This window comes from Rathayibacter sp. AY1E2, from assembly GCF_002932325.1.
In the GTDB taxonomy this organism is placed as follows: Bacteria; Actinomycetota; Actinomycetes; order Actinomycetales; family Microbacteriaceae; genus Rathayibacter.
The window spans coordinates 74,137-99,946 of record NZ_PSVO01000010.1; the positions used below are offsets into that span (position 1 = coordinate 74,137).

Here is a 25,810-nt window from a genome sequence, read left to right on the forward strand (position 1 = left end):
TACCGTCGAGAGGACAGACATCGGACGTCCGCACCCGGATCCGCCCGGCTACCCCGGAAAGGCAACCAGTCATGTTCTTCCACCGTCAGGAACTCCAATTCACGTCCACGCCCTCGAAGCCCGACGCGGTCTTCGCCCGCCGCTTCCAGGAGGTGCTCGGCGGCCAGTACGGCGAGATCACCGTGGCGATGCAGTACGGCTTCCAGGCCTGGAACGCCCACGACCCGGGCAAGTACCGGGACCTGCTCTTCGGCATCGGCGCCGAGGAGTTCGGCCACGTCGAGATGATCGCCGTGATGATCGCCCAGCTGCTCGAGAAGGCCCCGGTCGAGCAGTCCGAGGACGCGATGAAGAAGGACCCCGTGCTCGCGGCGGTCATCGGCGGCTCCGACGTGCAGCACGCCATCGTGGCCGGCGCCGGCGCGCGCCCCGTCGACAGCATGGGCAACCCGTGGCAGGGCTCCTACATCACCGCCAGCGGCAACCTGCTGGCCGATTTCACCGCCAACGCGAACGCGGAGATGCAGGGCCGGCTCCAGGTCGCCCGGCTCTACCACATGACCGACGACCACGGCGTGCGCGACCTCCTGTCGTTCCTCCTGGCCCGCGACACCATGCACCAGAACCAGTGGATCGCGGCGGCCGCCGAGTTGCGCGCCGAGGGCCGGGAGGACCTGCCCGTGCCCTCGAACTTCCCGATCTCGAAGGAGGAGCGCTCCGTGTCGTACGAGTACATCAACTTCTCGGACGGAGCGGCGGCCTCCGAGGGCAGCTGGGCCTCGGGCCCGACCCCGGACGGCAAGGGAGAGTTCAGCTACCGGGTCGCCGAGCCCGGCGGCAACGTCCCGATGCCCCCGCCCACGCAGCCGGACGAGCGCCTCTACGGCACCGACCCGAAGCCGAACATCGTCGAGAAGGCAGTGGGGGCCGTCAAGGACGCGGTGACGGGCAAGTGAGCGCCGCACGGATCCTCGGGGCGCTCGGCGCCTCCGCCCTGACGATCGGCCTGCTGGCCGGCTGCACCGGCGACGCCCAGACGCCGAACCAGTCGGGGAGCGCGGTGCCCACCAGCGCCGACGACGGATCGTCGCAGACGCCCACGAACGCGCCCTCGCAGTCCGCTCCGTCCGAGTCCGCCACCCCGGCGACCTGATCCCGCGCCCTCGACCGGCCGGCACCGGTCGAGGGCGCGAATCATCGCAGTCCAGCGGGCGCCCGGGCAAGCCCCTTCCCGCTCCCAGGAAGCGGGCAGTTCCCGGTCCTACGGTCGTGCCAACGATCAGCGAAGGAGGCACCACCATGGGGCTCGATGACAAGATCAAGAACGCCGCTCAGGACATCGCCGGCAAGGCGAAGGAAGCCCTGGGCGACCACAAGAACGACGACAGCCTGAAGGCCGAAGGCCAGAAGGACCAGGCCGCGGCCTCGGCCAAGAAGGCCGGCGAGGACGTCAAGGACGTCTTCAAGTAGGTCTCGGCAGTACCGCGAAGGCGGCGCTCCCCTCGGGGGGCGCCGCCTTCGCTGTTCCCCGGCTAGGGGTGCAGGACGACCTTGATGCAGCCGTCCTCCTTCTTCTGGAAGGTCTCGTAGAGGGCCGGAGCGTCCTCGAGCGGCGCCCGGTGGGTCACGAGGTCCATCACGCCGAGCGGATCGGAGGAGTCCTCCACCAGCGGCAGCAGGTCGTCGATCCAGCGCTTCACGTTGCACTGGCCCATCCGCACCGTCACCTGCTTGTCGAACATCGACTTCAGCGGCATCGGGTCGGCCTCTCCGCCGTAGACCCCGCTCAGCGAGACGGTGCCGCCGCGGCGGACCAGGTCGAGGGACGCGTGGACCGCGGCGAGGCGGTCGACGCCGACCGTGTCCATCGCCTTGCGGGCGATCGGGTCGGGCAGGAGCCCCGCCATCGACTGAGCGAACGAGCCGACCGGCGAGCCGTGCGCCTCCATGCCGACCGCGTCGACGACGGAGTCGGGGCCGCGCCCGTCCGTGAGGTCGCGCAGCTGCGCGGCGATGTCGTCGGACAGGTCGAACGTCTCCACGCCGTACCGCTCGGCCATCGCGCGCCGCTCGGCGACGGGCTCCACGGCTAGGACGCGGTAGCCGCGGTGGGCGCCGATCCGCGCCGCGAACTGGCCGACAGGGCCGAGTCCGAAGACGACCAGGGTCCCGCCGTCGGGCACCTGCGCGTACTCCACGCCCTGCCACGCGGTGGGCACGATGTCGCTGAGGAAGAGGTAGCGCTCGTCCGGCAGGTCCGTGCCGACGACGATCGTGTTGTAGTCGGCCAGCGGCACGCGGAGCAGCTCGGCCTGCCCTCCGGGGACCTGGCCGTACATCTTCGTGTAGCCGAAGAGCGCCGCTCCCGAGCCGTACTCGGTGACCTGCGTCGTCTCGCACTGCGACTGCAGCCCTCGGCGGCACATGAAGCACTCGCCGCAGGCGATGTTGAAGGGCACGACGACCCGGTCGCCGGGCTTCAGGGTGGTGACTCCGGAGCCCACCTCCTCGACGACGCCCATCGGCTCGTGGCCGAGCACGTCCCCGCGGTCGATGTAGGGCCCGAGGAGGCGGTAGAGGTGCAGGTCGGAGCCGCAGATCGCGGTCGAGGTGATCCGGACGATCGCGTCGGTCGGCTGCTGGATGCGGGGGTCGGGGACGGTCTCGACCGAGACCTTCTCGATGCCCTGCCAGGTGAGTGCTCGCATGCTCGTGTCCGTTCTCCGGCTCGCGCCGGTCGGGGTCGGTGTCCATCCACCGCACACCCGGAGGGCGCCGAGGGGGAGGGGCTTGACGCTCCCCGGAGCGCTTCCGAGGGGGATTCCCGGGAGAACGCACGGACGTGCATCCCGCGTTCACCCGACTCACGGCGGCCGAGTGGTGGGATGGGGGGATGGATGCTCTCTACACCGCCATCGCCCACGCCTCCGGTGGAGGACGCGACGGCCACGTCCGCACCGAGGACGACCGTCTCGACCTCGACACCCGCGCCCCGCAGGAGCTCGGCGGCTCCGGCGAGGGGACCAACCCCGAGCAGCTGTTCGCGGCCGGCTACTCCGCCTGCTTCCTCAGCGCCCTGCACGGAGCCGGTCGCCAGCTGAAGATCGACACGACCGACGCGGCCGTCTCGGCCAGCGTCTCGATCGGGAAGAACGACTCCGACGGCTTCGGCCTCTCGGTCGAGCTCGACGTCTACGTGCCGAAGGCGAGCTCCGAGGACGCGCAGAAGGTGGCCGAGGCGGCGCACCAGCTCTGCCCGTACTCCAACGCCACCCGCGGCAACATCCCCGTGCAGATCAACCTGGTCGACTGACCGGGCCCTCTCGACGGCCCCTCCCGGACTCCGGGCAGGGGCCGTCGTCGTGTCCGGGGGCGGTCCGTTAGGGTCGGGGCATGACCGAGGAGCTGTCGCACGAGGAGCTGTCGCACGAGGAGTCCCTGGCGCGGGCCGAGCTCGTGCAGATCCGTCAGAGCATCGACAACATCGACGCGGCGCTGATCCACCTGCTCGCCGAGCGCTTCAAGTTCACGCAGAAGGTCGGCCGGCTGAAGGCCGCGCACGGGCTGCCCGCCGCGGACCTCGAGCGCGAGGCCCGCCAGATCGCGCGGCTGCGGGCGCTCGCCGAGGAGTCGCACCTCGACCCGGCGTTCGCCGAGAAGTTCCTCGGGTTCATCGTCGCCGAGGTCATCCACCACCACCAGCGCATCGCCGACGGCGCCGAGGACTGAGGCTCAGCCCTCGATCCGCAGCAGCCCCGCCGTGCGCTCGCGCAGCACGCCGAGCAGCAGCGGGTAGTCGGGGAAGAGCTGGTCGCGCCGCAGCGTCGGCATCCGCAGCCCGAGGGGGACCTCCGTGATGCGGCCGTTCGTCTCAGTGAGGGTCAGGCGGAGGCTATGGCTCCCCGTCGGGCTCGAGGCGACGACCGAGCGCAGGGCCTCGAGCGGGAAGATCAGCCCGTCGATCTGGATGGCCGACTCCGACACCACGATCGAGCCCGGCAGCCCGGGCCGCAGCGCCAGCCGCGCCGCGATCAGCCCGAGCGGGAGGGAGAGCGCCACGACGACCGCCCCCAGCGCGATCTGCGCGCGGTCACCCGACGGGGATCCCGCGAGGGCGACGGCCAGGACGCCGGCGGCGAACGCCTCCGTGGCGACGACGACCAGGGCGACCGCCCGGCGCTGGAGCGGAGCGCGGTGCGGCCGGAAGCGGACGGCCGAGGCGGGCCCGGCCAGAGCGGGCGGCAGGGCGTCGCGGACGCGGGCGGCGGCGCCGAGGTCGGCGAGCAGGGCGGCGAGGTCCTCCGGGCGGAAGTGCGCGCAGCGGACCTCGACTCCGTCGCCGCGGCACCAGGCGACGAAGCCGTCGCCGTCGGCGGACTCGAGGAAGCGGACCGACCGGCGGGGCCACTGCTCGCGGCGGCGGCGGCCGCGCATCAGCACGACCTGCGTCTCGGTCGTCATCACGCGGGTGGGGGAGACGACGAAGAGCGAGACCGCCGAGGCCAGTCCGATGACGACGGTGAGGGCGAGGAGCCCGAGCGCGAGCACCGACTCGTCGAGGACCCCGCGGCGGTCCGCGAGGACGGCGAACGGGATGAGCACGGCCGCGAGGCCGGCGCCGAGGAGCCGCAGGAGGAGGGCGCGGAGGCGCCGCAGGACCGATGGGCCGTACACCCGTCGCGTCCGGATCGCCATCGGTTCCGACTCCATCGCGTCAGGCTAGCCCCGGCCGGGGCCGGTCGCCCGGAGAGGCGCGGCGGTGGCGCGATCCTCGCGCCACCCGTCCCCGGTTCGGGGGAGGAGTGGCGCGAGGCGCGGCCTACGCCTCCGCGGTCCGGTGCAGGGCGCGGACCGAGACGACCCGGCGGCGGGCGATCGCGGCGACGGTGAGCAGCAGCCCGAACAGCAGCCAGATCACCAGGCCGACGACGGCGCCGGCCGTGCCGTCGGTGCCCTCGACCACTCCGGACAGCGCGTTCTGCGCCGCCGAGAGCGGCAGGAACCCGAGCACGTCGTCGAACAGCCCGGGGACCGTCGAGATGATGCCCGCGCCGAGCGCGATCACCGCCGCGACCATCGCGAGGAAGCGGCCGATCCCTCCGAGCAGGGCGACCAGCCCCTGGTTCACCGCGGCGAACGAGGCGCCGGTGAGCATCGCCAGGAGGGCGAAGCCGACCCAGCGGCCCGGCTCCAGGCCCGCGACCCCGCTCATCACGATCGCGACCGCGAGTCCCTGCACCACGCCGATCACGAGCGCCGGCACGTAGGAGGAGAGGGCGAGCGCGGCGGAGGAGCGGGTCGAGGAGAGCGCGCGGTGCGAGAACGCGGCGAGCACCAGGAACGTCGCGAGGGCGCCGAGCCAGAGGGCGATCGTCGCGAAGAACGGGACGCTGGAGGCTCCGAACAGGTCGGTCGCGCTGCTCGCGTTCTCGACCGGGTCCGAGACGACGTCGGCGAGGTTCGTCGACTCCGACTCGGTGTAGGTCGGGAGCTGCGCGACGGCGGCGTCGAGGCCGGTCGCGAGCGTGCGGGTGCCGTCGGCGAGCTGCACGGCGCCGTCCGAGACCCCGCTCGCCCCGTCGGCGAGCTGGTCGGCTCCGTCGGCGGCGGAGGAGGCTCCCGTGGCGAGGTCGGCGGCACCGCCCGCGGCGGTGGTCGCGCCGGTCGCGAGGTCGCGGGCGCCGGCCGCGGCGGTGGTGGCGCCGGTCGCGAGCTGCGCGGACCCGGCCGCCGTGGTGTCGAGGCCGTCGGCGAGCTGGGACGCTCCGCCCGCGGCGTCGTCCGCGCCGTCGGCGAGCTGCGTCAGGCCGCCGGACAGCTGTCCGATGCCCCCCGAGAGAGTGCGCGCGCCGGTGGCGGACTGCCCGACCGCGTCGATCAGCGAGGGCTGCCCGTCGCCGCCGAGGCGGATGCCCGCGTCGATCCCGGCGACGGCTCCCGCGGTCGTCGTGGCGAGGGTGGTCGCGCCGGTGGGTCCGTCCGCCGAGGCGATGACGGCGCGCGCGGCGAGGCACTGCGTCGTCTCGCAGCCCTCGAGCGCGGCGCTGAGCGCCTCGAAGGTCCCCGCAGTGGCGGCGGCGGCGCCGGCGCTGAGGGCGGCGACCTGCTGGGTCCCGTCGCCGGTCCTCACCACTCCCTCCCTCAGCTGGTCGAGCCCGTCGGCCAGGTCGGAGGCGCCGCCCTGCAGCGCGGTCGCCCCGGTCGCCGAGTCGCGGGCGCCCGTCGCGAGCTGTCCCACTCCGCCGGAGAGGCCGCGCGCACCGGTGGCCAGCTGCGCGACTCCGCCGGAGAGGTCGGAGGCCCCGGTGCCCAGCTGTCCCACGCCGTCGGCGAGGGACGAGGCTCCGGTGCCGATCTGCCCGACGCCGTCCGAGAGCGAGGAGGCGCCGGTGGCGAGCTCGTCGATCCCGTCGGCGAGGCTGCTCGTGCCGTCGGCGAGGGTCGAGGCGCCGGTGCCGAGCTGGTCGGCGCCGTCGGCGAGCGTGCCCGCGCCCTCGGCCGCCTGGCCGATCTGCTCGTTGAGGGTGTTGAAGCCGACGTAGACGTTCTCGAGGTAGGCCGTGGTCAGCTGCGTGTTGAGCAGCGAGGTGGCGGTGCTGGTCACGGTGGCCGAGATGGCGTCGTCGACGAGCTTGGCCTTCTCGCTGGTGGCGATGTCGATGGTCGCCTTCGTCGCCTCCGCGGCGTCGCCCGAGTACGAGGTGGCGGCGGCGGAGAAGGAGGAGGGGATCGTCACGACGGTCGCGTAGCTGCCGTCGGCGAGGCCCTTCGCGGCGTCGTCCTTGTCCGTGAGGACCCAGGTGAAGTTGCCCGTCGAGTCCGAGCCGGAGACGTTGGGCACCGGGGGCGTGCTCGCGGACGGCGTCGCGCTCGCCGAGGGGGTGGAGGAGGGGGCGTCCGAGCTCGCGGAGTCGGTGCCGCCCGTCACCAGGCCGGCCGCGAGCTGGCGCCCGAGCGGCACGGTCTGCCCGTTGATCTCGACCGGGGTGTCCTCGTTGACCACGGCGGCCGTGATCGTGTCGAGTCGCTCGGTCGGGTTCCACAGCGCCCACACCAGGAGGCCGCCGATGACGAGGGGGACCAGGACGATCCCGAGAAGGGTCAGCCAGGACACCTTCTTGACGCCGCGGGGGCGTTCGAGGGAGAGGAGAGCCATCTGTCAGAGGACCTTTGCGATCGCGCGGCGCTCGGCCGCGGGCGAGACCGCGAGCACGCCGCGGTCGGAGGGGAGGAGGTCGTCGAGCGCCTCGGCGTCGACGGAGGAGGCGACCACGGTGAACGCGTCGTCGGCGGCGCGGGCGGCGTCGAGCTCGGCCCGGATCGCGCCGCGCAGCTGCGGGTCGGTGACCGTGTCGAGGTCGTCGAGCACCAGGATCGGCGGGGCCGACTCCAGGGCCGACCGGACGTCGGCGACGGGGTCGGCGGCTCCGGCGAGGCGCACCAGCCCGACCCGGCCGCGCACGGCGGCGGAGCGGATCGGCACGACCAGGCCCGCGACCTTCAGGCGCCCGGAGTCGGGGGCGAGCCGACCGGCGATGCTCAGCAGCAGCGCGGTGCGGCCGGAGCGGTGCGGCCCGTGGACCACGAGGGAGGAGCCGGGAGCGACCCGCAGCGAGACGCCGCTGTAGACGGGACCGTCGGGTCCGTCGAGGCGGAGGTCCTCGGCCGCGATCACGTCCGTGGATCCGGGCTCCGGCCAGTCGGCCAGCGCGAGCTCCTTCGTGAGGCCCTCGCCCTCGACGTCGAAGGACGGGAGGATGCGGTCGAGCCAGCGCGGCATGTGCCAGGCGCGGTCGCCGAGCAGGTGCAGCACGGCGGGCACCAGCGTCATCCGCACGATGAACGCGTCGACGAAGACGCCCACGGCGAGCCCGAGCGCGATCGGCTTGATGTTGGTGTCCCCCTCCGGCACGAAGGCGGCGAAGACCGAGAACATGATGACCGCGGCGGCCGTGACCACCTTGGCCGAGCCGACGAAGCCCGACTCGACAGCGGCGCGCGCCGGCCTCCCGTGCACGTAGTCCTCGCGCATCCGCGAGACCAGGAACACCTCGTAGTCCATCGCGAGGCCGAAGAGCACGCCCATCAGGATGATCGGCATGAAGCTGATGATCGGGCCCGTCTTGTCGACGTGCAGAGCGTCCGAGAACCATCCCCATTCGAACACCGCCGCCACGGCGCCGAAGGACGCACCGACCGACAGCAGGTAGCCCAGCGTCGCCTTGATCGGCACCCAGAGCGAGCGGAACACCATCGTCAGCAGCACCAGCGACAGGCCCACGACGAGCAGGCCGAACGGCAGCAGGGCCTTGGCGAGAGTGTCCGAGATGTCGATCCCGACCGCGGTCTGGCCGGTCACTGCGAGGTCGACGCCGTACTCCTGCTGGAAGTAGTCGTGCTTGTCGCGGATCTCGGCGACCAGCGCCTTGGTGGCCTCGGAGTCGGGGCCGCCCTCGGGAATGACCTGGATGATGCCGGTGTCGGCGGTCTCGTTGGGCGTCGCGAGCGGCACCGAGGCGACTCCGTCGAGCTTCTCGATCTCGCCCTTGAGGTCGTCCATCAGGCCGAGCGGATCGGTCGAGCCGATGATCGTGCCGGTGACGATGAGCGGGCCGTTGTAGCCGGCGCCGAAGTTCTCGGCGAGCAGGTCGTAGGTGGTGCGCGCGGGAGTGCCCTCGGCCTGGTAGCCGGCGTCCGGCAGGGCGAGGCGGAGGCTGAGCGCCGGAATGCTCGCGACGCCGAGCACGCCGATCACCGCGATGATCGTCACGATCGGGAAGCGCGTGACGACCCGGACCCAGCCGCGGAAGAACCCGCGCGGGACCTCGGCGTGCACGTGGCCGCCGGGGGAGGCGGTCGCCGCCTCCTCGTGCGCCTCGGTGTCGACGTGGGTGCCCGCGGCGGCGGCGGCCTTCGCGGCCTTCCTCTTGGCCCGGCGCTCCTTCGGGCGCAGCCGCGCGCCGGCGAAGCCGAGGAGGGCGGGGGTCAGGGTGAGCGCGATGACCACGGCGATCGCGACTCCGCCCGCCGCTGCGACGCCCATCGTGGTGAGGAACGGGATGCCCGCGACCGAGAGGCCGACGAGCGCGATGATCACGGTCAGGCCCGCGAAGACGACGGCGGAGCCCGCGGTCGCGGTCGCCCGCGCGGTCGACTCCTCCGGGTCCATGCCCTGCTTCAGCTGGTCCTGGTGGCGGCTGATGATGAAGAGGGCGTAGTCGATCCCGACCGCCAGGCCCAGCATCAGCGCCAGGAGCGGCGTGGTCGAGGAGATCGAGGCGAAGCGGGTGGCGATGAAGATGGCCGACATCGAGAGGGCGACGCCGAGCAGCGCGGTGACCAGCGGCATGCCGGCGGCCAGGAACGAGCCGAAGGTGAGCACGAGGACGACGAGGGCGACCACGAGGCCGATCGCCTCCGTGATGGTCACGCCGGGGAGGTTCTGGGCGAAGAGGTCGCCGCCGAGCGAGACCACGGAGCCGGCGGGCAGCGCGTCCTGGAGGGTCGTCGCCTCGGCCTTCAGCGCGTCGCGGCTCTCGGGGCTCGTGGTGGTGGCGGAGCCGTCCATCTGCGCGGTGATCACGAGGGCGTTCCCGGCGTCGGAGATCGTGCCGGACACGCTGTCGGAGTAGGGGTCCGTGACGGCCGCGACCTCGTCGACGTCGCCGAGCGCGGCGACCGCGTCGCTGACGGGGCCCTTCACGTCGGCGTCCTGGACGCTGCCTCCGTCGGGCGCGACGACCACGTACCGCGCGGACGTGCCGCTGACCTGGGGGAAGGTGCGCTCGAGCTGGTCGAGGGCGGTCTGCGACTGCGTGCCCGGGATGGAGAACGTGTTGTCGGTGCCCTGGTTGAGCAGCAGCGCTCCTCCTCCGCCCGCCACCACGATCAGCAGCCACAGGACGGCGACGAGGCGGTGGGCGCGGTACACGCGACGACCGAGACGGTAGAGCAGCGACGACACGCGGTCTCCTGACGATGGGTGGGGAGGGTGGCGATACGTCTCTGTACCAGGGCGGAGCCGGGCTCCGATACACGAGCGTATCCGATACAGGACCGTATTCGATACGTGAATGTATCGGATAAGGTGAACGGCGTCGAAGGTGTTGACAGGGCGGGCAGGAGGCTGGTGATGACGGCGATCGACTCCACCCCTCCCGAGACCTCCCGCCGCGGCCGCACCCGCGAGCGCCTGCTCGACGCGGCCTACGACGTCTTCGCCGAGACCGGCGTGCACAGCGCGTCCGTCGAGCAGATCTGCGAGCGCGCCGGGTTCTCGCGCGGCGCCTTCTACTCCAACTTCTCCACCAAGGAGGAGCTGTTCTTCGCGCTCATGGAGCGGGAGAACGGCGCCCGGGTGACCGCCCTCGTCGAGCAGATGGACCGTACGATCCCGCGCGTCGTCTCGGCCGACGAGCCGCTGACGGCCGAGACGCTGGCCGTGGTCATCCTCGACTTCCTCCAGGGTCCTGCCACCGACAACCGCCGCTGGTGCGTGGTCGAGTCGGAGTTCGAGCTGCTCGCGCTGCGCGACCCGCGGATCGCTCCGCAGTACCGCGACTTCCGCGCCGGCTTCGACGCCTCGCTCGTGCAGATCGTGCACGGGGCGCTGCGCCAGGTGCGCCGCGAGTTCTCCCTCGAGCCGACGACGGCCGTGCGCCTGCTGGTGGCGGGCTACGACGACGCGGTGAAGCAGTCGATCCTCGAGGACGAGTCGGAGCCCGCGTCGCTCGAGCGCCTGCGGGCGACGCTGACGGCGATCGTCCTCGCGATCTCGTCCGCCGACGCCTGAGCCGAGCGGGCTCTCGCGGCCGCCGCCGCCGTATGCGCCGGCCGGCTCCGCACCCGGCGGCCGAGCGGCCGCTGGGGAGTGCCGGGTCCGGTCCCCGCTCCTCCGCCCGCGCGACGAGGATGGACCCATGGAACTGCGACAGCTCGAACACTTCCTCGCCGTCGCGAAGGAGCAGCACTTCACCCGCGCCGCGAGCGCCCTGCAGATCTCGCAGTCGGGCCTCTCGGCGTCGATCCGCGCGCTCGAGAGCGAGCTGGGCAGCCCCCTCTTCACCCGCAGCACGCGCCGGGTCGAGCTGACGCCGGCCGGCCGGGCGATGCTCGCGGAGTCGGAGCGCTCGGTCGCCAGCGCGCTCGCCGCCCGCGACGCGGTTCTCGCCGTGCAGGGGGTGCTCCGCGGGAGCCTGGCGGTCGGCACGGAGGAGTGCCTCGGCGGCGTGCACCTGCCGCGCGAGCTCGCGACCTTCCGCGAGCAGCACCCGGGAGTCGCGCTCCGGCTGATCCACGAGGGGTCCGGCACGCTGCTCGACTCCGTCGCCGCCGGCCGCCTCGACCTGGCGCTGGTCGCCGACATCGGAGCCGTGCCGGGCGGCGTGCGGACGATGCCGCTGGCGAGCGAGGGCTTCGCGGTGCTCGTGCGCCCGGGTCACCCGCTCGCGAGCCGCGTCGGCTGCCGCATCCCGGACCTGGCGGGCGAGACGATCGTGGGGCTGCAGGAGCACTGGGCGGCGAGTCACCTCGCGGCGCGGGCGTTCGCGGCGCACGGCCTCGCGTTCGAGGTCGAGCTCGAGGTGAACGACGTGCACACGCTGCTCGACCTGGTCGAGTACGGCATGGGGATCGCGGTCGTGCCGGCGCACTTCGCCGAGAAGCGCCCCGCCGGGCTGCGGGCGGTGGCGCTCGCCGATCCGCTCCTGGTGTGGCGGACGATGGTGGCGGTGCCGGAGCGGCCGAGCGCCGCGGCCCGCGCATTCGTCTCGGCCCTCCCGCAGCCGCTGCAGGACGCGGTCTGAGCGGGATCGTGCTCGCAACGGAGGAGGGACCAGCGCCGAGATCCCGCGATCCGCGTCGGACCGGTGCCTCGACCGGATCCCTCCTCCGTCATGAACGGGCTCAGTCGAGCGACGCCAGCTCCTCGGCCGTGAGCTCCAGGTCGGCCGCCGTGGCGGAGTCGCGGATGCTCTCGGGGCGGGAGGCGCCCGGGATCGGCAGCACGACCGGGGCCTTCGCCAGCTCCCAGGCGAGACAGACGACCTGCGGCGTCACGCCGCGGGCCTCGGCGACCGCCGCGAACGCGGAGTAGCGCGAGCCGAGCTCGCCCGCCGAGGAGATGCCGCCGAGCGGGCTCCACGGCAGGAACGCCAGTCCGAGCTCGGCGCAGAGCTCGAGCTCCGGCTCGCTGGAGCGGAACGACGGCGAGAACTGGTTCTGCACCGAGACCAGGCGCTCGCCGAGGATGCCGTGCGCCTCGCGGATCTGGTCCGGGTCGGCGTTCGAGATGCCCGCGCGGAGGAGGACGCCCTCGTCGAGCAGCTCGGCCAGCGCTCCGATCGAGTCGGCGTAGGGGACCGCCGGGTCGGGCCGGTGGTACTGGTAGAGGCCGATCGCGTCGACGCCGAGGCGCTTCGCGGACGCGCGGGCCGCCTCCTTGAGGTACTCGGGGCGGCCGTCCTGGTCCCAAGGGCCGGGCTCGCGCCGCAGGTGGCCGCCCTTGGTGGCGACGAGCACGGCGGAGGTGTCGCCGCCGTAGCTGCGCAGCGCCTCCGCAGCTCGTTGTGGCCGAGGTCGTCCTGGGTGGCGAGGTGGTAGGCGTCGGCCGTGTCGATCAGGGTCACGCCGGCGTCGAGGGCGGCGTGGATCGTGGCGATCGAGCGCTCGCGGTCCGGGCGGCCCTCGATCGACATCGGCATGCCGCCGAGTCCGATCGCGCCGACCTGGAGGTCGCCGAGAGTGCGCTGCTTCATGAATGCTCCTTCGCAGTGGGGTGGGTGGTCACCAGGCGTAGTCCTCGGGGGCTGTCCGGTGGCCGGGGAAGATCTCGTCGAGGCGCGCGAGGGCCTCGGGGTCGAGGGTGATGTCGACGGCGGCGACGGCGCTCTCGAGCTGCTCGAGCGTCCGCGGCCCGGTGATCGGACCGGTGACGGCGGGCTGGTGGAGGAGCCACGCCAGCGCCAGCTCGCCGGGCGCCTCGCCGCGCTCGCGGGCGAACGCCTCCCACTGCTCGAGCGCGGGACGGTGCTCCTCGATCGCGGCGAGGGTGCGCTCGGAGGAGCGGCGCCCGCCCTCCGCGGTCTTCTCGAGCACGCCGCCCAGCAGCCCGCCCTGCAGCGGCGACCAGGGGATGACGCCGAGCCCGTAGTGCAGCGCGGCGGGCAGGACCTCGCGCTCGACGTCGCGGACGAGCAGGTTGTAGATCGACTGCTCGGAGGCGAGGCCGGTGAAGTGGCGGGCGCGCGCCGCCTCCTGCGCCTGGGCGAGGTGCCAGCCGGCGAAGTTGCTGGAGCCGACGTAGAGGACCTTGCCCTGCTGGACGGCGACCTCCATCGCCTGCCAGATCTCGTCCCAGGGAGTCGTCCGGTCGACGTGGTGGAACTGGTAGAGGTCGATGTGGTCCGTCTGCAGGCGGCGGAGGCTCTCGTCGAGCGCGCGGCGCAGGGTGAGCGCCGAGAGGCGGCCGCCGTTGGGCCAGGAGTCGCGGCCGCGCTCGGCTCCGGGAGCGGCGAACTCGCCCATGTCGCCGAAGACCTTGGTCGCGAGGACGGTGCGCTCGCGGCGCTCGCCGCCCTGCGCGAACCAGCGGCCCACGATCTCCTCGGTGGCGCCGCGGCCGGCCTCGCCTCCGTACACGTTGGCCGTGTCGAAGAAGTTGACGCCCAGCTCGTGCGCGCGGTCCATGATCGCGAACGAGTCGGACTCCTCGGTCTGCATGCCGAAGTTCATGGTGCCGAGGACGGTGCGGGAGACGGACAGGCCGGTGCGACCGAGGTGCGTGTACTGCATGGTCCCAGTCGACTCCGGTTCGGGCCGCGTGTCCAACAGGTGCTCGGCATGGGTGCGATCGACGGGGGAGGTCAATCGGGGGCGCGCCGTCCAGGGGCCGCCCCGCGCCCCGCCTCGGGCCTGCGCGTCGGCCGGGTCCAGCGGCCTCGACCGGATCGCCCGCGGCCCGCTGGGCGCGGTGGCGCCCGGCCGCCCGGGTGCCGGGTTAGAGTCGCGGAATGGTCCGGACGACGCAGCGCCTCGTGATCGCCCTCTCCGCCGTGGTCCTGCTCGCCGGCTGCACGGCGGAGGCGACGAGCCCCGCCGCCGCACCCGCCGAGCCGACCGCCTCCACGGCGCCGCCCGCCGCCGGAGCCGAGTCCACGCCGCGGCCGGTGCCGAGCGTCTCGACCACTCCCGCACCCGTCGAGGACGTCTCGGCCGAGTGCGTCGTCCAGGCGCTCGACGAGGGGACGCTCGATGGCGTCGACCTCGAGCGCGTGCGCGACCGCGGCACCCGCGTCGGCGCGACCGGGACGGCGAGCACCACCTCCGACGGCGCTCCGGCCTCGTACCTGGTGGCAGCGGGCGACATCAGCGAGCGGATCGCGGACCGGTTCTGCATCAGCTCCGACTACCTCTCCGCGCTGAACTCGGTGCGCCGCGACGGCGTCGACATCGACAGCCTCTACGGCGGCGACACCCTCAACCTCCGCCCGGCGACCGTCCTGAGCGTCGGCGACCAGAACGGCCGCGTCCTCGACAACGCCGAGCCCGACGACCTCCCCGCGCAGACCGGCTGACGCCGCTCCCGCCCGCGCCCGCCGCCACTCCTCCCGCCTCGCAGCAGCACGCGACCACCGCGGAAGGCGCGGATCCGACGGCACGTGCGCGGCGCTCAGCCCAGGACGCCGATCAGGACCGCCGACACGGCGACGGTCGCCGCGAGCCCGGTCGTCCGCGAGCGGCGGCGCGCCGGGTCCTCGAACCACGGCAGCCCGTCCCAGCGCAGCACGGCGCCGGCCGCCCCGGCCGCGGTGAGAGCCACCAGCACGGCCCAGGGGAGCAGCGTCAGCGCCGACCAGTCGACGAGCGCCCGCCCGAGCAGCAGCACGGCGACGGCCTCGACGCCGCGGGCGAGCGTCCGGACGCGGTCGCGGTCGAGGAGCCCGGCCGCCCGGCGCCGGGGGACGCTCCCCAGGGCGAAGCGGCCGACGGTGAACGCGACGACGAGCAGGACGAGGATCGAGGCGATCATCACGACTCCTCCCCGGCGCGCTCCAGCAGGCGCAGGCCGAGCTCGTCGACCGAGCTCGCCGTGTCCCCGTTGACGAACACGGCCACGCCGCGCTCGCGGTCCATCGCGAGCATCGTCGAGTAGCCGGAGGTCCCTCCGTTGTGCCAGGTGACGGATCCGCCGTCCTCCGACTCCGAGGTGAACCAGCCGAGGCCGATCCGCGCCCCGTCGGCGTCGAACCGGGGATCCAGGACGCTCGCCGCGGGCACCCCCAGCGCGGGGTCGTCGGTGAGGAGGGCCTGCGCGTAGCGGGCCATGTCCGCCGCCGTGGAGCGGACGCCGCCCGCCGGTGCGTAGCCCGCCATCGTCCACGCGTCGACGGACCGCCCGCTCGCCGAGAAGCCGGTCGGCGCGTCGCCGGGGAGGGCGTCCGCGGTCTCCGGGACGGAGGTCGCGGTCATCCCGAGCGGATCGAGGACGCGCTCGCGGAGGAGGTCGGCGTAGTCGCGGCCCTCGGCACGGGCGAGCGTCTGGCCCAGCACCGCCGCACCGAGGTTCGAGTAGGCGTGCACGTGCTCGCCCTGGTCCGCCTCGGCGGCCTGCCGGAGGACGTCGTCGGCCGACCAGCCCGCGTAGGGGTCCGTGCCGCGCAGCTGGGCGACGAGCGTCGAGGCGAGGTCGCCGACACCGGTGGGGAGGCGCGGCAGGCCGGAGCGGTGGGTCGCCAGCTCCTCGAGCGTCCCGGTGAAGCCGCCGACGTCGGCGTGCTCCGCGGCGGGGTCCTCGAGCCCGACCGTCCCCTCGGAGGCGCTCCGGGCGAGGAGGAGCGCGGTCATCGTCTTCGTGACCGATCCGATCTCGACCTCGGTCCGCTCGTCGGCTCCGAGTCCGCCGTAGCGCACGCCGTCGGGCGTGATCACGGCGGCGACGAGGTGGTTCCGCGCGCCGTCTCCGACGTCGGTCCGGAGCCACCCGGCGATCTCGGCGTCGCCCGTCGCCTCGGTCGAGAGGGTGGGAGCGGAGGGACGGAGCAGCACTCCGCCGAGCAGGACGACGGCCGCGGCGGAGGCGGCGGCGAGAGCGAGGCGGCGGCGGGTCATCGGGGTCCTCCGGAGGCGAGCAGGATCACGAGCAGGGGGACGAGGCGCTCCGGCGGGACGCCGTAGCGACCGCGGCCGCGCGCCTCCAGCCAGCCGGCGGCGACCAGCTGGTTGACGTGGTGGTAGATCTGCCCGGTGGTGCCCGCGCCCTCGCTCTCGGCGAGCTGCGCGACGGTCTCGACTCCGCCGGCCACCGCCTGCAGGAACCGCAGACGCACGGGGCTGCCCAGCGCGGCGAGCGCGGTCGGCCCGGGGCTCGCTCCCCAGTCGCGCTCGAAGAACGCGTCGGTGCTGAGGCCGTACTGCCACTCGACGGGGCCGGCCGGAGTGGCGACCGAGCCGGCGAAGACGACTCCGCCGGGAGAGGGCAGGCGCTCGCGGAGAGCGGTCAGGGCCCAGAGCGGATCGTCGGCGGCGGGCGCGGCGGGGGTGTCGGCGCGCTCGAGGCGGTCCAGCCGCGCTCGGAGCTCGTCGACCTCGCCGGCGAGGTCTCGGGAGGAGGTCATGGCTCCACTATTGCAAACATTCCGTAATCACGGAACTCCGGAGCTGAGCCGGTACCGCAGGAGTCGCGGTGGTCCAGCTCGACCACCGCGACTCCTGCGGACTCGGATCGCCCGGAGGCTCAGCCGAAGTGGCGCGGCAGCACGGCGCCGTTCACCGAGCGCAGCTCGTCCAGCGGCAGCGTGAAGAGGCCCTGCACCTCGACCGCGGGGGTCGCCGCGTCGGTCACGCCGATGCGCAGCACCGGGTAGCCCCGGCCCTCGCAGAGCCCGCGGAACTTCACGTCGTCCTCGCGCGGCACCGACACGAGCACGCGGCCGGTCGACTCCGAGAACAGCGCGGCCGTCGCGTCGACGCCGTCGCGCTCCATCAGCTCGTCGAGCCAGATGCGCGCCCCGACGCCGAAGCGCAGCGCCGACTCGGCCAGCGCCACCACGAGCCCGCCGTCGGCGAGGTCGTGGGCGGAGGCGATGAGCGACTCCTTCGCGCCCGCCGAGATCAGCTCGGCCAGCGCGCGCTCGGCGGCCAGGTCGAGCTGCGGGGGCAGCCCGCCGAGGTGGTCGTGGATGGTGCCGGCCCACGCGGAGCCGTCGAGCTCGTCGCGGGTGGTGCCGAGGAGGTAGAGGTTGTCGCCCTCGTCCTGCCAGCCGGAGGGGATGCGGCGCGCGACGTCATCGATCACGCCGAGGACGCCGACGACCGGGGTCGGGAAGATCGGCACGTCGCCGGTCTGGTTGTAGAACGAGACGTTGCCGCCGGTGACGGGGATCTCGAGCTCGAGGCAGGCGTCGGCGAGCGCGCCCACGGCCTCGCGGAACTGCCACATCACCTCGGGGTTCTCAGGGCTGCCGAAGTTGAGGCAGTCCGAGACGGCGACCGGGGTCGCTCCGGTGACGGCGACATTGCGGAACGCCTCCGCCAGCGCCAGGCGGGCGCCCTGCGCCGGGTCGAGCTGGCACCAGCGCCCGTTCGCGTCGGTCGCGACCGCGAAGCCGAGGCCCGACTCCTCGTCGACGCGGACCATGCCGCCGTCGTCGGGATAGCTGAGCGCGGTGTTGCCGAGCACGTAGCGGTCGTACTGCGAGGTGATCCAGCTCTTGTCGGCGAGGTTCGCCGAGCCCAGGAGCGCCAGGGTCTCGGCGCGCAGCGCGTCGCCGCCGGTCGAGCGGGGCAGTCGGGAGGAGGAGTCGGCCTGCAGCGCGTCGAGCCAGGAGGGGTACTCGATCGGGCGCTCGTAGACCGGGCCGTCGACCGCGACGGTGCGCGGGTCGACGTTGACGATCTCCTCGCCGTGCCAGTTGATGATGAGGCGGCCGGAGTCGGTGACCTCGCCGAGCACGCTGGTCTCGACGTCCCACTTGCCGACGACCTCGAGGAACGCGTCGAGCTTCTCGGGCGTGACGACGGCCATCATCCGCTCCTGCGACTCCGACATGAGGATCTCCTCCGCCGTGAGCGAGGGGTCGCGCAGCAGCACCGAGTCGAGCTCGATGAACATGCCGCCGTCGCCGTTGGAGGCCAGCTCCGACGTGGCGCACGAGATGCCCGCGGCGCCCAGGTCCTGGATGCCCTCGACGAGGTCCTTGCGGAACAGCTCGAGGCAGCACTCGATGAGCACCTTCTCGGCGAACGGGTCGCCGACCTGCACCGCGGGGCGCTTGGTCGGTCCGCCGTCGGCGAAGGTGTCGGAGGCGAGGATCGACGCGCCGCCGATGCCGTCGCCTCCGGTGCGCGCCCCGAACAGCACGACCTTGTTGCCGACGCCGCGGGCGTTCGCGAGGTGCAGGTCCTCGTGGCGGAGGACGCCGACGGCCAGCGCGTTGACGAGCGGGTTGCCCTGGTAGACCGAGTCGAAGTAGGTCTCGCCGCCGATGTTCGGCAGGCCGAGGCAGTTGCCGTAGAAGGAGATGCCGGCCACGACGCCGTGCACCACGCGCGCGGTGTCGGGGTCGTCGATCGCCCCGAAGCGCAGCGCGTCCATGACCGCGACCGGCCGGGCGCCCATCGAGATGATGTCGCGGACGATGCCGCCGACCCCCGTCGCCGCACCCTGGAAGGGCTCGATGTAGCTCGGGTGGTTGTGGCTCTCGATCTTGAAGGTGACGGCCCAGCCCTCGCCGACGTCGACCACTCCGGCGTTCTCGCCCATGCCGACCATGAGGTTCTTCTTCATGGCGGGGGAGACCTTCTGCCCGAACTGGCGGAGGTACATCTTCGACGACTTGTAGGAGCAGTGCTCGCTCCACATCACCGAGTACATCGCGAGCTCGCCGCTCGTGGGGCGGCGGCCGAGGATCTCGCGGATGCTCGCGTACTCGTCGGGCTTGAGTCCGAGGGCCGCGTAGGGCTGCTCCCGCTCGGGCGTCGCCTCCGCGTTCGCAGTGGTGTCGGGAACGGCGGTGCGGCTGTCTGCCATGTGCTGGAGGCTCCAGGGGAGGGGGACGGGATGCGCGTCGATCCTACCCGCCGCGGTCGCCGCGGCCCGGGCCCTCCGGTGGAGCGGTGCGGGCACCGGCGCCTAGGATCGGGCGGGTGAAGCGGGCGGCTCTGATCGGGACCGTGCTGTGGGGGCTCTACCAGTGCTTCGGGAACCTCGGAGCGGCGAACATCTCGTCGGACGAGCCCGTGTACCTCGCCGCGGGGTGGGACTACCTGCACGGCGACGTGAGCGCGAACCTCGAGCATCCGCCGACGGCGAAGTACCTGATCGGGCTCGCGCAGGTGCTGCTCGGCGAGGGGCTGCTCGCGGGCAGGATCGCCGCCGGCGCGGCCGCGTTCCTCACCGGGGTGGTGCTCTGGCTCTGGTTCCGGCGCGAGCTCGGCCCGACGCTCGCGCTCGTCCCGGCCGGCCTGTTCCTCCTCCTCCCGCGCACCGCCGTGGGCGCCGGCACCCGGATCGACCGCCTCGCGCTCCTGGAGCCGTTCATGGTGCTCTTCGCCGTCGCGGCGATGGCGGCGGCGTGGACCTGGTCGCGCGCCTCGCCGGGCAGGCGGAGCGGCTGGCTGATCGCGCTGGCCGGTGCGCTGCTGGCGCTGTCGGTCACCTCGAAGCTGACCACCGCGGTCCTCGCGCCCGTGCTCCTGCTGCCGCTGCTGTGGTCGGGGAGCAGGGCCCGGGCTCTGCGGGGCGGCCTCGCCCTCTCCGTCGCGTTCGTCGTCACCGGGGTGCTCGCCTACCTGCCGGTGCACCCGGTCGAGGCGGTCCGGTACCTGCTCGAGTTCCAGTCCGAGCACAACGCCGACGGCCACCTGATCGAGGTCGCCGGGACCGCGTACGTCTTCCCTCCGTGGTGGGCGAACCTCTGGTTCATGCTCGTCGGCATCGGGCCGGCGGCGCTCGCCGTGCTGCTCCTCGGGACCCTGCTGGCCCTGCTCGCTCCGCGGCGCCGCGCGCTGGTGCTCTACCTGGGCGCCGCGACGCTGCTCCTCCTCGTGTTCCACCTGGCGATCAGCTCGGTCGCGCTGCCGCACTACTACGCGGCGTGGGCGTGGCTCCTCTGCGCGCTGGCGGGCATCGGCATCGCGGAGGCGCTGCGCGGCGGGATCGTGCTGCCCGCACCCCTCGCCCGCGGCGCCGGCGCGGTGCTGCTGGCCGCTTCCCTCGTGATCGCGATCGCCACCTCGGCGGGGATCGCCCAGGAGCGGCCGACCGGGATCGCGCGGGTGGCCGACGTGCTGCGCGAGCGCGGCCTCGACGGCGGCCTGGTCCTCGCACAGGGCATGTCCTCGGGCGTCTACGTGCCCTACATCGGCGATCGGGTGACGACCGATCCGTCGTCAGCCGGGATCGTCGCCATCGCGATCGAGCGGTCGGCGCGCTTCCCCGTCGATCCGCGCGTGTCCGCCTACCTCGAGTCGGCGCGGCCCGAGACGGTGCGGCTCGACGACCTCACCCTCGTGCTGGTCGACGGACCGCTGCCGTGACCGCTCACTTCGAGCGGCAGGCCCCCGGATCGACGGCGTCCGTCAGCGAGGCGGCCTGCTCGACCACGGGAGTGAGGACCGAGAGCGGGATGGCGTAGCCGACGTTGTCGACGGAGGCGGCCTTGCCGAAGACGACGCCCGACACGGTGCCCTCGAGGGAGAGCAGCGGGCCGCCCGAGTTGCCCTGGTTGACGACGGCGGCGAGGGTCAGCACCTCCCGTGAGGTCGGTGCTCCGTCGACCATCAGCGAGACCGTGGCGTCGGAGGAGATCTCGGCCGAGCCGAGGGTCAGCGGGCCGCCGAAGGGGTAGCCCGCGACCACCGCGTCGTCCCCGGCGGCGACGGCGTCGTCGAGCGGGAGCGGGGAGGCGTCGAGCCCGTCGACGGCGATCACGGCGAGGTCGGCGGCCGGGTCCAGGTAGACGACTCGGCCGGTGCGCGGGGCCTCGCCCGGCGCCTCGACGACCGGCTGCGAGACTCCGCCGACCACGTGCGCGTTGGTGATCACGCGGTCGTCCGAGACGACGAAGCCGCTGCCCGTCACTCCGACGTCGCAGGCCCAGGCCGTGCCGGAGACGCGCACGACCGAGCGGGTGGCGGCGGCGACCTCCGGGTCGTCGGTCGAGACGTCCGGGATCGCGGGCGCCCGGGTGGGAGCGTCGAGCGCCTCGACGACCCACGACGTGCCCTCGTCGACCACGGTCGACTGCAGCTGGGCGAGGAAGGCGCGGACGGGGGAGGGGGTGAGGTCGTCGATCGTGCGGATGACCGTCGAGCCGGCGACCGAGGTCGTGACGAGGGGGACGCCGAGCAGGGAGACGGCCGAGGTGACGGCGATCCAGACCAGGCCGGAGATCGCGACGCCGGCGACGCCGCCCGCGAGCCGGTCGAGCAGGCCGAGCTTCACGCGGTCGGCTCCACGGCCGATGACCGCGCCGAGCGTCGCTCCGACCGCGTAGCCGACGCCCAGCAGCAGCACGGCGGTGCCGATCACGGCGAGCAGGCGCCACTCGCTGCCGGCCGTCCACGACGAGACGGCGGGCACGGCGAACGAGGCGCCGATCGCGCCTGCGACGATCCCGGCGAGACCGCCGAGGGTCCGGAGCAGGCCGCGCCGCAGACCGTCGACGAGCGCGCCGATGAGGCTCAGCACGACGATGACGTCGACGATCACGGATGCACCCACGCGGAACTCCTGCCGGTGTCGGGGACGGGTCCTCCAGCATGACCGACGCGGGATGCGCGGACGCCCGGAGGCGGCTGGCAGTCCGCGGCGGCCGCGGATGCGCGGGGGCGGCGGCGGCGGCGCGGGAGCCGGACACCGCCGGCCGCGCGCTGCCGCCGAGAGGGCGGTGCCGCCGGGAGGGCGGTGCCTCCTAGAAGAACGAGATGCAGTACGGCGTCGCGATCGGCGCGAACAGGCGGTCCATCCGCCGCGCCTCGCCCGTGACGCGCGCCAGCCCGGCCTTCGCCAGGATCGACGGCCGCACCGAGCCCAGCAGCAGCGACCCCAGGTCGGCCACGTCCAGCGCGAGCTCGGCCTCGTCCCCGGTGCGCTCCACGGTGGCGGAGCCGCCCGAGGCGGTGAGGCGGTAGCGGCCGTCGGCGAGCCCGAGCCCGTCGGCCACCTCGACGACGACCGAGCCGTCAGCGGTCCACGGCCGGGCCGAGAACGCGGCGGCGACGTCGAGGATCCGCAGCCAGATCAGGTCGCCCACGTGGCTCACCTGCACCACGCGCGCGTCGCGGAGCGCCCAGGTCAGCGGGTCGTCCACCGGGGCCATGTCCCAGGTCACCGCGGAGGCGAGGTCGACCGCGCCGAGGTAGCCCCAGAGCGCGAGGTAGGCGTCGGCGCCGGGGGCGACGAGGTCGACGATCTCGAGGGTCTTGTCGTCCTCGGGCCCGACCGCGCGGTAGGTCACGAAGCCGTCGAGCGTCCCCTCCTCGTCGAGGTGGACGGCCGAGCGGACGTCGAGGCCGGGCGTGGTCTCGCCGGACGCGGTGCCGACGGAGTTCGCCTCGTAGCGCGACTGGCGGGTCAGCGAGCCGGGGGTCGACGCCTGGAACGCGGCGAACACCGCGGGGATGCGCGGCTGCAGCCAGCTCGTCGCGACCACCTCGACGCGGCCGGCGGGCTCGGTCTGCAGGCCGAAGCGCGGCCCGGTGTCGACGCGGATGGAGCGGGTGAAGGCCGAGCGGCCGAAGCCGAACCGGCGGTAGATGGAGGCCTCGCTCGCCGTGAGCGCGGCGACCGGGGTGCCGGCCTCCTTCGCCAGGCGCAGGTCCTCGGTGATCATCGCGCGCAGGATGCCGCGGCGCCGGTGCGTGGGCCGCACGGTCACCTGCGAGACGAGGTGCGCCGGCAGCTCGCGTCCGCCGCCGACCTGCAGGGCCCCGGGGAACGCCGCGTAGGTGCCGACCGGCACGCCCGCGCCGTCGAGCCCCTCGGGGGCGGAGGAGTCGACGACCGCGGTCAGCACGCGCTGGTCGGCGACCATGTGCTCGGCCCAGTCCCGCAGCTTCTCCGGCGTGAACTCCTTCTCGTGGAAGCCCGCGTTGATCGCGGTGGCCCACGCGGCGGTGGCGGCGTCGGGACCGCCCTCGTCGTTCAGGGCGGCGGGGAAGCGGCGGAGGTCGAGACCGGTGAGAGGCATCCGTCCAGCCTATTCACCCGGGGTGCGCGGGGGCTGAACCGATGCGCGAACGGTCACTGCGACGGGCGCGCCGGTAGCGCGGACCGCCGTCAGAGCACGGTCCACCGCTTCTCGAGCGCCGCGTCCACCGCCTGCGCGAGCTCGTCCAGCCGCCGGGAGTCGAGGCGCCCCGGGTCCGCGGCCGCCCGGATCCGCCCGCTCATCGCCGCGATCGCCGAGCGCCGCCGCGGCAGGGTCGCGGTGAACGCGCAGTCGCGCAGCAGCACCAGCAGCTCGCCCGCCCGGCCCTGCGCCTCCGCGAGGACCTCGAGCCGCCGCTCGAACGGCGACTCCGGGACCGTCACGCGCAGGAACCCGTCCGGATCCTGGAACGCCGCCGGCGGATCCGGGACCCGCGCGAGCAGTGCCAGAGCGGAGCCCAGCTCGTCCAGACCGCCCTCGTGCGCCAGCTCCCGCAGCCGCGAGTCCACGTCCTCGGCCGGCCCCGCCCCGAGTTCCACCGTCCGCAGCACGAGCGCGTCGAGCCGACGCTCCTCCTCCTCGCCCGGGACCGACGGAGTCGCCGACCACCACGAGAGCACCGGAGTCGCGGCCACCGAGTGCTCGCCGATCCGCCGCTCCAGCGCGATCAGCAGGTCCTCCCGCGCGGCGAGCGCCACCAGCGCGTCCACGTCGACGTGGAGCAGGGTGCCCGAGGCGGGCGGCGCCACCAGCCGGCGTCCGGAGGGAGGGACGGTCTCCGCCCGCGTCCTCGCCCCGGGTCCGCGCTCGCTCGCCCGCAGGATCTCCTCCTCGAGGGTTCGCCGGGGTCGTCGTCGTCCGCTTCCGCGCGCCATGCCGTCACGCTACCGTCGGCCGCATGACCCGGTTCCTCGCCCTCCTCCGCGGAGTGAACGTCAACGGCCGCACCGTCCGCAGCGCCGAGCTCGCCGAGACGGTCGCCGGGATCGGCGTGGACCGGGTGCGGACGGTCCTCGCGAGCGGCAACGCGGCCTTCGACTCCGACCGCCCGGCCGCCGAGCTGAAGCCCGCGCTCGAGGCGGCGCTCGCCGAGCGGTTCGGCTACGACGCCTGGATCGTGCTCGTGACGCAGGAGGCGCTCGCCGCGGTGCTCGCCGCCTACCCGTTCCCGCGGATCGACGAGGAGGCGCATCCGTACGTCGTCTTCGGCTCGGACGAGGAGGCGCTCGACGCCGCGCAGGCCGCGATCGGCGAGCCGGATCCGGCGGTCGAGCTCGTCGCCCGGGGTGCCGGCGTCCTCTACTGGCGCTGCCCGCGCGGCTCCTCGACGGACACGCCGGTCGCGAGGATTCTCGCCCGTTCCGCCTACCGCTCGAGCACCACGACCCGGAACCTGCGCACCGTCGAGAGGCTCGCGACGGCGTGACGTCCGCGGCCGTGGCGGGGCCGCCTCCGCGCTCCGCGAGCGGCACCTCGGGGCGCCTCCGACCTCGGGAGGCGAGGAATCGGGGCTGAGAGCACGCACATTCTTTGGTTAGGCTGTCCTTAGTGCCGGTCCGCTCGGACCCTGCGCCGCCTCCCGCACAGCCTCTCGAAAGGGACCCATGCCCCGCGCCACCACGCCCCTCGCCCTGCTCGCCGCCACCGCGCTGACGATCGGCCTCGCCGGCTGCAGCGGCTCGGCCGCCGGAGACGACGCCGCCGCCGACAGCGGCTTCACGCCGATCACGATCGAGCACGCCCTCGGCACCACCACCATCGAGTCGGCGCCCGAGCGCGTGGCGACCGTCAACTGGGCCAACCACGAGGTCCCGCTCGCGCTGGGTGTCGTCCCCGTGGGCATGGCCGCCGCCAACTTCGGCGACGACGACGGCGACGGGCTCCTCCCCTGGGTGAGCGAGAAGCTCGAGGAGCTCGGCGCCGAGACCCCCGTCCTCTTCGACGAGACCGACGGCATCGACTTCGAGGCCGTCTCGGACACCGACCCGGACGTCATCCTCGCCGCCTACTCCGGCCTCACGCAGGAGGACTACGACACCCTGAGCGAGATCGCCCCCGTCGTCGCCTACCCCGAGACCGCCTGGGGCACCTCCTGGCGCGACATGATCACGCTGAACAGCGAGGCGATGGGCAGGGCCGACGAGGGCGCCGCCCTGATCACCGAGCTCGAGGGCGAGATCGAGGAGAAGGTCGCCGCGCACCCGCAGCTGGCCGGCACCTCGGCGATGTTCCTCACCCACGTCGACCCGACGGACCTCAGCCAGGTCAGCTTCTACACCTCGCACGACACCCGCCCCGCGTTCTTCGAGGACCTCGGCATGGCGACCCCGGGCAGCATCGCCACCGCCTCCGCCGCGACCGACAAGTTCTCGCTCACGCAGAGCGCCGAGCAGGCCGACGCCTTCAGCGACGTCGACGTGATCGTCACCTACGGCGACGACGAGCTCGTGAGCACCCTCAAGGCAGACCCGCTGCTCTCGCAGATCCCCGCGGTCGCCGACGACGCCATCGTGCGCCTGCCCTCCACCCCGCTCGGCACCGCCGCCAACCCGACGCCGCTCTCGATCTCGTGGGTCCTCGACGACTACCTGGACCTGCTCGACGAGGCCGCCGCCAAGGCCGCGCAGAGCACTCCGGCCGCCTGAGCCGGGATCCGACCC

23 protein-coding genes and 1 pseudogene are annotated in these 25,810 nt (G+C 73.7%); 11 read left to right on the forward strand and 13 right to left on the reverse strand.

The window, feature by feature from the left end; all coding sequences use genetic code 11:
* Positions 1-71 precede the first annotated feature (71 nt).
* The 3 genes from C5C49_RS09435 to C5C49_RS09445 all read left to right on the forward strand — a co-directional run bounded on the left by C5C49_RS09435 (position 72) and on the right by C5C49_RS09445 (position 1,470).
* Positions 72-956: a manganese catalase family protein gene (locus tag C5C49_RS09435; RefSeq protein WP_104222765.1), complete on the forward strand. Its 885-nt coding sequence runs from the start codon at positions 72-74 to the stop codon at positions 954-956.
* Positions 953-1,153 (forward strand): hypothetical protein, encoded by a 201-nt coding sequence (locus tag C5C49_RS09440; protein WP_104255990.1) that lies wholly within the window; start codon positions 953-955, stop codon positions 1,151-1,153. The genes C5C49_RS09435 and C5C49_RS09440 overlap by 4 nt, the downstream gene beginning before the upstream one ends.
* 146 nt (positions 1,154-1,299) lie before the next feature.
* Positions 1,300-1,470, forward strand: coding sequence for a CsbD family protein (locus tag C5C49_RS09445; protein WP_104222763.1), 171 nt, complete (start codon positions 1,300-1,302; stop codon positions 1,468-1,470).
* 62 nt (positions 1,471-1,532) lie between these two features.
* Here the strand turns inward: C5C49_RS09445 and C5C49_RS09450 are convergent, their stop codons facing one another.
* Positions 1,533-2,708: a zinc-dependent alcohol dehydrogenase gene (locus C5C49_RS09450; protein ID WP_104247475.1), complete on the reverse strand. Its 1,176-nt coding sequence runs from the start codon at positions 2,706-2,708 to the stop codon at positions 1,533-1,535.
* 185 nt (positions 2,709-2,893) lie between these two features.
* Between C5C49_RS09450 and C5C49_RS09455 the strand changes: the two genes are divergently transcribed.
* Together C5C49_RS09455 and C5C49_RS09460 are read left to right on the forward strand one after the other, a co-directional pair.
* Positions 2,894-3,313, forward strand: a complete 420-nt coding sequence (locus C5C49_RS09455; RefSeq protein ID WP_104346034.1) for an organic hydroperoxide resistance protein — start codon at positions 2,894-2,896, stop codon at positions 3,311-3,313.
* Between the two features lie 80 nt (positions 3,314-3,393).
* On the forward strand, positions 3,394-3,729 hold the full coding sequence (locus C5C49_RS09460; RefSeq protein WP_104346035.1) for a chorismate mutase: 336 nt from the start codon (positions 3,394-3,396) through the stop codon (positions 3,727-3,729).
* A 3-nt stretch (positions 3,730-3,732) separates the two neighbouring features.
* On the opposite strand, the gene C5C49_RS09465 is transcribed toward C5C49_RS09460, so the two are convergent.
* The 3 genes from C5C49_RS09465 to C5C49_RS09475 form a co-directional block, all read right to left on the reverse strand.
* The gene (locus C5C49_RS09465) at positions 3,733-4,710 is read right to left on the reverse strand and encodes a hypothetical protein (RefSeq protein WP_146084873.1); all 978 of its coding nucleotides are present in this window, start codon (positions 4,708-4,710) and stop codon (positions 3,733-3,735) included.
* A gap of 109 nt (positions 4,711-4,819) precedes the next feature.
* Complete coding sequence (locus tag C5C49_RS09470) at positions 4,820-7,156, reverse strand: YhgE/Pip domain-containing protein (RefSeq protein ID WP_104346037.1); 2,337 nt, start codon at positions 7,154-7,156, stop codon at positions 4,820-4,822.
* A 3-nt stretch (positions 7,157-7,159) separates the two neighbouring features.
* A complete protein-coding gene (locus tag C5C49_RS09475) occupies positions 7,160-9,964 on the reverse strand; it encodes an MMPL family transporter (protein ID WP_104319366.1) in 2,805 nt (934 codons plus the stop codon).
* A 168-nt stretch (positions 9,965-10,132) separates the two neighbouring features.
* On the opposite strand from C5C49_RS09475, the gene C5C49_RS09480 reads away from it, so the two are divergent.
* Together C5C49_RS09480 and C5C49_RS09485 are read left to right on the forward strand one after the other, a co-directional pair.
* Positions 10,133-10,792, forward strand: a complete 660-nt coding sequence (locus C5C49_RS09480; RefSeq protein ID WP_104292731.1) for a TetR/AcrR family transcriptional regulator — start codon at positions 10,133-10,135, stop codon at positions 10,790-10,792.
* Positions 10,793-10,919: 127 nt separating this feature from the next.
* Positions 10,920-11,804, forward strand: coding sequence for a LysR family transcriptional regulator (locus C5C49_RS09485; RefSeq protein WP_104222755.1), 885 nt, complete (start codon positions 10,920-10,922; stop codon positions 11,802-11,804).
* 100 nt (positions 11,805-11,904) lie between these two features.
* Here the strand turns inward: C5C49_RS09485 and C5C49_RS09490 are convergent.
* Positions 11,905-12,755: pseudogene (locus tag C5C49_RS09490) on the reverse strand (aldo/keto reductase).
* A 28-nt stretch (positions 12,756-12,783) separates the two neighbouring features.
* Entirely contained in the window at positions 12,784-13,791 is a 1,008-nt protein-coding gene (locus C5C49_RS09495; RefSeq protein WP_104255984.1) for an aldo/keto reductase, read from the reverse strand.
* Between the two features lie 218 nt (positions 13,792-14,009).
* On the opposite strand from C5C49_RS09495, the gene C5C49_RS09505 reads away from it, so the two are divergent.
* Positions 14,010-14,573 (forward strand): hypothetical protein, encoded by a 564-nt coding sequence (locus tag C5C49_RS09505; RefSeq protein ID WP_104346038.1) that lies wholly within the window; start codon positions 14,010-14,012, stop codon positions 14,571-14,573.
* 95 nt (positions 14,574-14,668) lie between these two features.
* On the opposite strand, the gene C5C49_RS09510 is transcribed toward C5C49_RS09505, so the two are convergent.
* From C5C49_RS09510 to purL, 4 genes are all read right to left on the reverse strand, one after another.
* Positions 14,669-15,028, reverse strand: coding sequence for a hypothetical protein (locus tag C5C49_RS09510; RefSeq protein WP_104346039.1), 360 nt, complete (start codon positions 15,026-15,028; stop codon positions 14,669-14,671).
* Positions 15,028-16,107 (reverse strand): serine hydrolase, encoded by a 1,080-nt coding sequence (locus C5C49_RS09515; protein ID WP_104346040.1) that lies wholly within the window; start codon positions 16,105-16,107, stop codon positions 15,028-15,030. The genes C5C49_RS09510 and C5C49_RS09515 overlap by 1 nt, the downstream gene beginning before the upstream one ends.
* Entirely contained in the window at positions 16,104-16,613 is a 510-nt protein-coding gene (locus tag C5C49_RS09520; protein WP_104222749.1) for a helix-turn-helix transcriptional regulator, read from the reverse strand. The genes C5C49_RS09515 and C5C49_RS09520 overlap by 4 nt, the downstream gene beginning before the upstream one ends.
* A gap of 119 nt (positions 16,614-16,732) precedes the next feature.
* Positions 16,733-19,027 carry a phosphoribosylformylglycinamidine synthase subunit PurL gene (gene purL / locus C5C49_RS09525; protein WP_104234263.1) on the reverse strand — a complete coding sequence of 765 codons (2,295 nt, stop codon included), beginning with the start codon at positions 19,025-19,027 and terminating at the stop codon, positions 16,733-16,735.
* 116 nt (positions 19,028-19,143) lie between these two features.
* Here purL and C5C49_RS09530 point away from each other — a divergent pair, with 116 nt between their 5' ends.
* Positions 19,144-20,535, forward strand: a complete 1,392-nt coding sequence (locus C5C49_RS09530; protein ID WP_181135746.1) for a glycosyltransferase family 39 protein — start codon at positions 19,144-19,146, stop codon at positions 20,533-20,535.
* A 4-nt stretch (positions 20,536-20,539) separates the two neighbouring features.
* Here the strand turns inward: C5C49_RS09530 and C5C49_RS09535 are convergent, their stop codons facing one another.
* The 3 genes from C5C49_RS09535 to C5C49_RS09545 form a co-directional block, all read right to left on the reverse strand.
* Entirely contained in the window at positions 20,540-21,721 is a 1,182-nt protein-coding gene (locus tag C5C49_RS09535) for a MarP family serine protease (RefSeq protein WP_258068426.1), read from the reverse strand.
* Positions 21,722-21,911: 190 nt separating this feature from the next.
* Complete coding sequence (locus tag C5C49_RS09540; protein WP_104346042.1) at positions 21,912-23,189, reverse strand: GNAT family N-acetyltransferase; 1,278 nt, start codon at positions 23,187-23,189, stop codon at positions 21,912-21,914.
* A gap of 89 nt (positions 23,190-23,278) precedes the next feature.
* The gene (locus C5C49_RS09545; protein ID WP_104346043.1) at positions 23,279-24,025 is read right to left on the reverse strand and encodes a DUF2254 family protein; all 747 of its coding nucleotides are present in this window, start codon (positions 24,023-24,025) and stop codon (positions 23,279-23,281) included.
* A gap of 23 nt (positions 24,026-24,048) precedes the next feature.
* Here C5C49_RS09545 and C5C49_RS09550 point away from each other — a divergent pair, with 23 nt between their 5' ends.
* Both C5C49_RS09550 and C5C49_RS09555 read left to right on the forward strand, forming a co-directional pair.
* Positions 24,049-24,576: a DUF1697 domain-containing protein gene (locus C5C49_RS09550; RefSeq protein WP_104247463.1), complete on the forward strand. Its 528-nt coding sequence runs from the start codon at positions 24,049-24,051 to the stop codon at positions 24,574-24,576.
* 178 nt (positions 24,577-24,754) lie between these two features.
* Positions 24,755-25,795 carry an iron-siderophore ABC transporter substrate-binding protein gene (locus tag C5C49_RS09555; protein WP_104346044.1) on the forward strand — a complete coding sequence of 347 codons (1,041 nt, stop codon included), beginning with the start codon at positions 24,755-24,757 and terminating at the stop codon, positions 25,793-25,795.
* The last annotated feature ends 15 nt before the right edge of the window (positions 25,796-25,810 follow it).

Excerpts from the sequence above, each read along its gene's own strand:
- C5C49_RS09540 (WP_104346042.1), bottom strand. The coding sequence starts at position 23,189 with ATGCCTCTCACCGGTCTCGACCTCCGCCGCTTCCCCGCCGCCCTGAAC.
- C5C49_RS09550 (WP_104247463.1), top strand. The coding sequence starts at position 24,049 with ATGACCCGGTTCCTCGCCCTCCTCCGCGGAGTGAACGTCAACGGCCGC.
- C5C49_RS09460 (WP_104346035.1), top strand. The coding sequence starts at position 3,394 with ATGACCGAGGAGCTGTCGCACGAGGAGCTGTCGCACGAGGAGTCCCTG.
- purL (WP_104234263.1), bottom strand. The coding sequence starts at position 19,027 with ATGGCAGACAGCCGCACCGCCGTTCCCGACACCACTGCGAACGCGGAG.
- C5C49_RS09510 (WP_104346039.1), bottom strand. The coding sequence starts at position 15,028 with ATGATCGCCTCGATCCTCGTCCTGCTCGTCGTCGCGTTCACCGTCGGC.
- C5C49_RS09435 (WP_104222765.1), top strand. The coding sequence starts at position 72 with ATGTTCTTCCACCGTCAGGAACTCCAATTCACGTCCACGCCCTCGAAG.
- C5C49_RS09465 (WP_146084873.1), bottom strand. The coding sequence starts at position 4,710 with ATGGAGTCGGAACCGATGGCGATCCGGACGCGACGGGTGTACGGCCCA.
- C5C49_RS09505 (WP_104346038.1), top strand. The coding sequence starts at position 14,010 with ATGGTCCGGACGACGCAGCGCCTCGTGATCGCCCTCTCCGCCGTGGTC.
- C5C49_RS09455 (WP_104346034.1), top strand. The coding sequence starts at position 2,894 with ATGGATGCTCTCTACACCGCCATCGCCCACGCCTCCGGTGGAGGACGC.
- C5C49_RS09545 (WP_104346043.1), bottom strand. The coding sequence starts at position 24,025 with ATGGCGCGCGGAAGCGGACGACGACGACCCCGGCGAACCCTCGAGGAG.
- C5C49_RS09445 (WP_104222763.1), top strand. The coding sequence starts at position 1,300 with ATGGGGCTCGATGACAAGATCAAGAACGCCGCTCAGGACATCGCCGGC.
- C5C49_RS09480 (WP_104292731.1), top strand. The coding sequence starts at position 10,133 with ATGACGGCGATCGACTCCACCCCTCCCGAGACCTCCCGCCGCGGCCGC.
- C5C49_RS09450 (WP_104247475.1), bottom strand. The coding sequence starts at position 2,708 with ATGCGAGCACTCACCTGGCAGGGCATCGAGAAGGTCTCGGTCGAGACC.
- C5C49_RS09485 (WP_104222755.1), top strand. The coding sequence starts at position 10,920 with ATGGAACTGCGACAGCTCGAACACTTCCTCGCCGTCGCGAAGGAGCAG.
- C5C49_RS09515 (WP_104346040.1), bottom strand. The coding sequence starts at position 16,107 with ATGACCCGCCGCCGCCTCGCTCTCGCCGCCGCCTCCGCCGCGGCCGTC.
- C5C49_RS09520 (WP_104222749.1), bottom strand. The coding sequence starts at position 16,613 with ATGACCTCCTCCCGAGACCTCGCCGGCGAGGTCGACGAGCTCCGAGCG.
- C5C49_RS09470 (WP_104346037.1), bottom strand. The coding sequence starts at position 7,156 with ATGGCTCTCCTCTCCCTCGAACGCCCCCGCGGCGTCAAGAAGGTGTCC.
- C5C49_RS09555 (WP_104346044.1), top strand. The coding sequence starts at position 24,755 with ATGCCCCGCGCCACCACGCCCCTCGCCCTGCTCGCCGCCACCGCGCTG.
- C5C49_RS09495 (WP_104255984.1), bottom strand. The coding sequence starts at position 13,791 with ATGCAGTACACGCACCTCGGTCGCACCGGCCTGTCCGTCTCCCGCACC.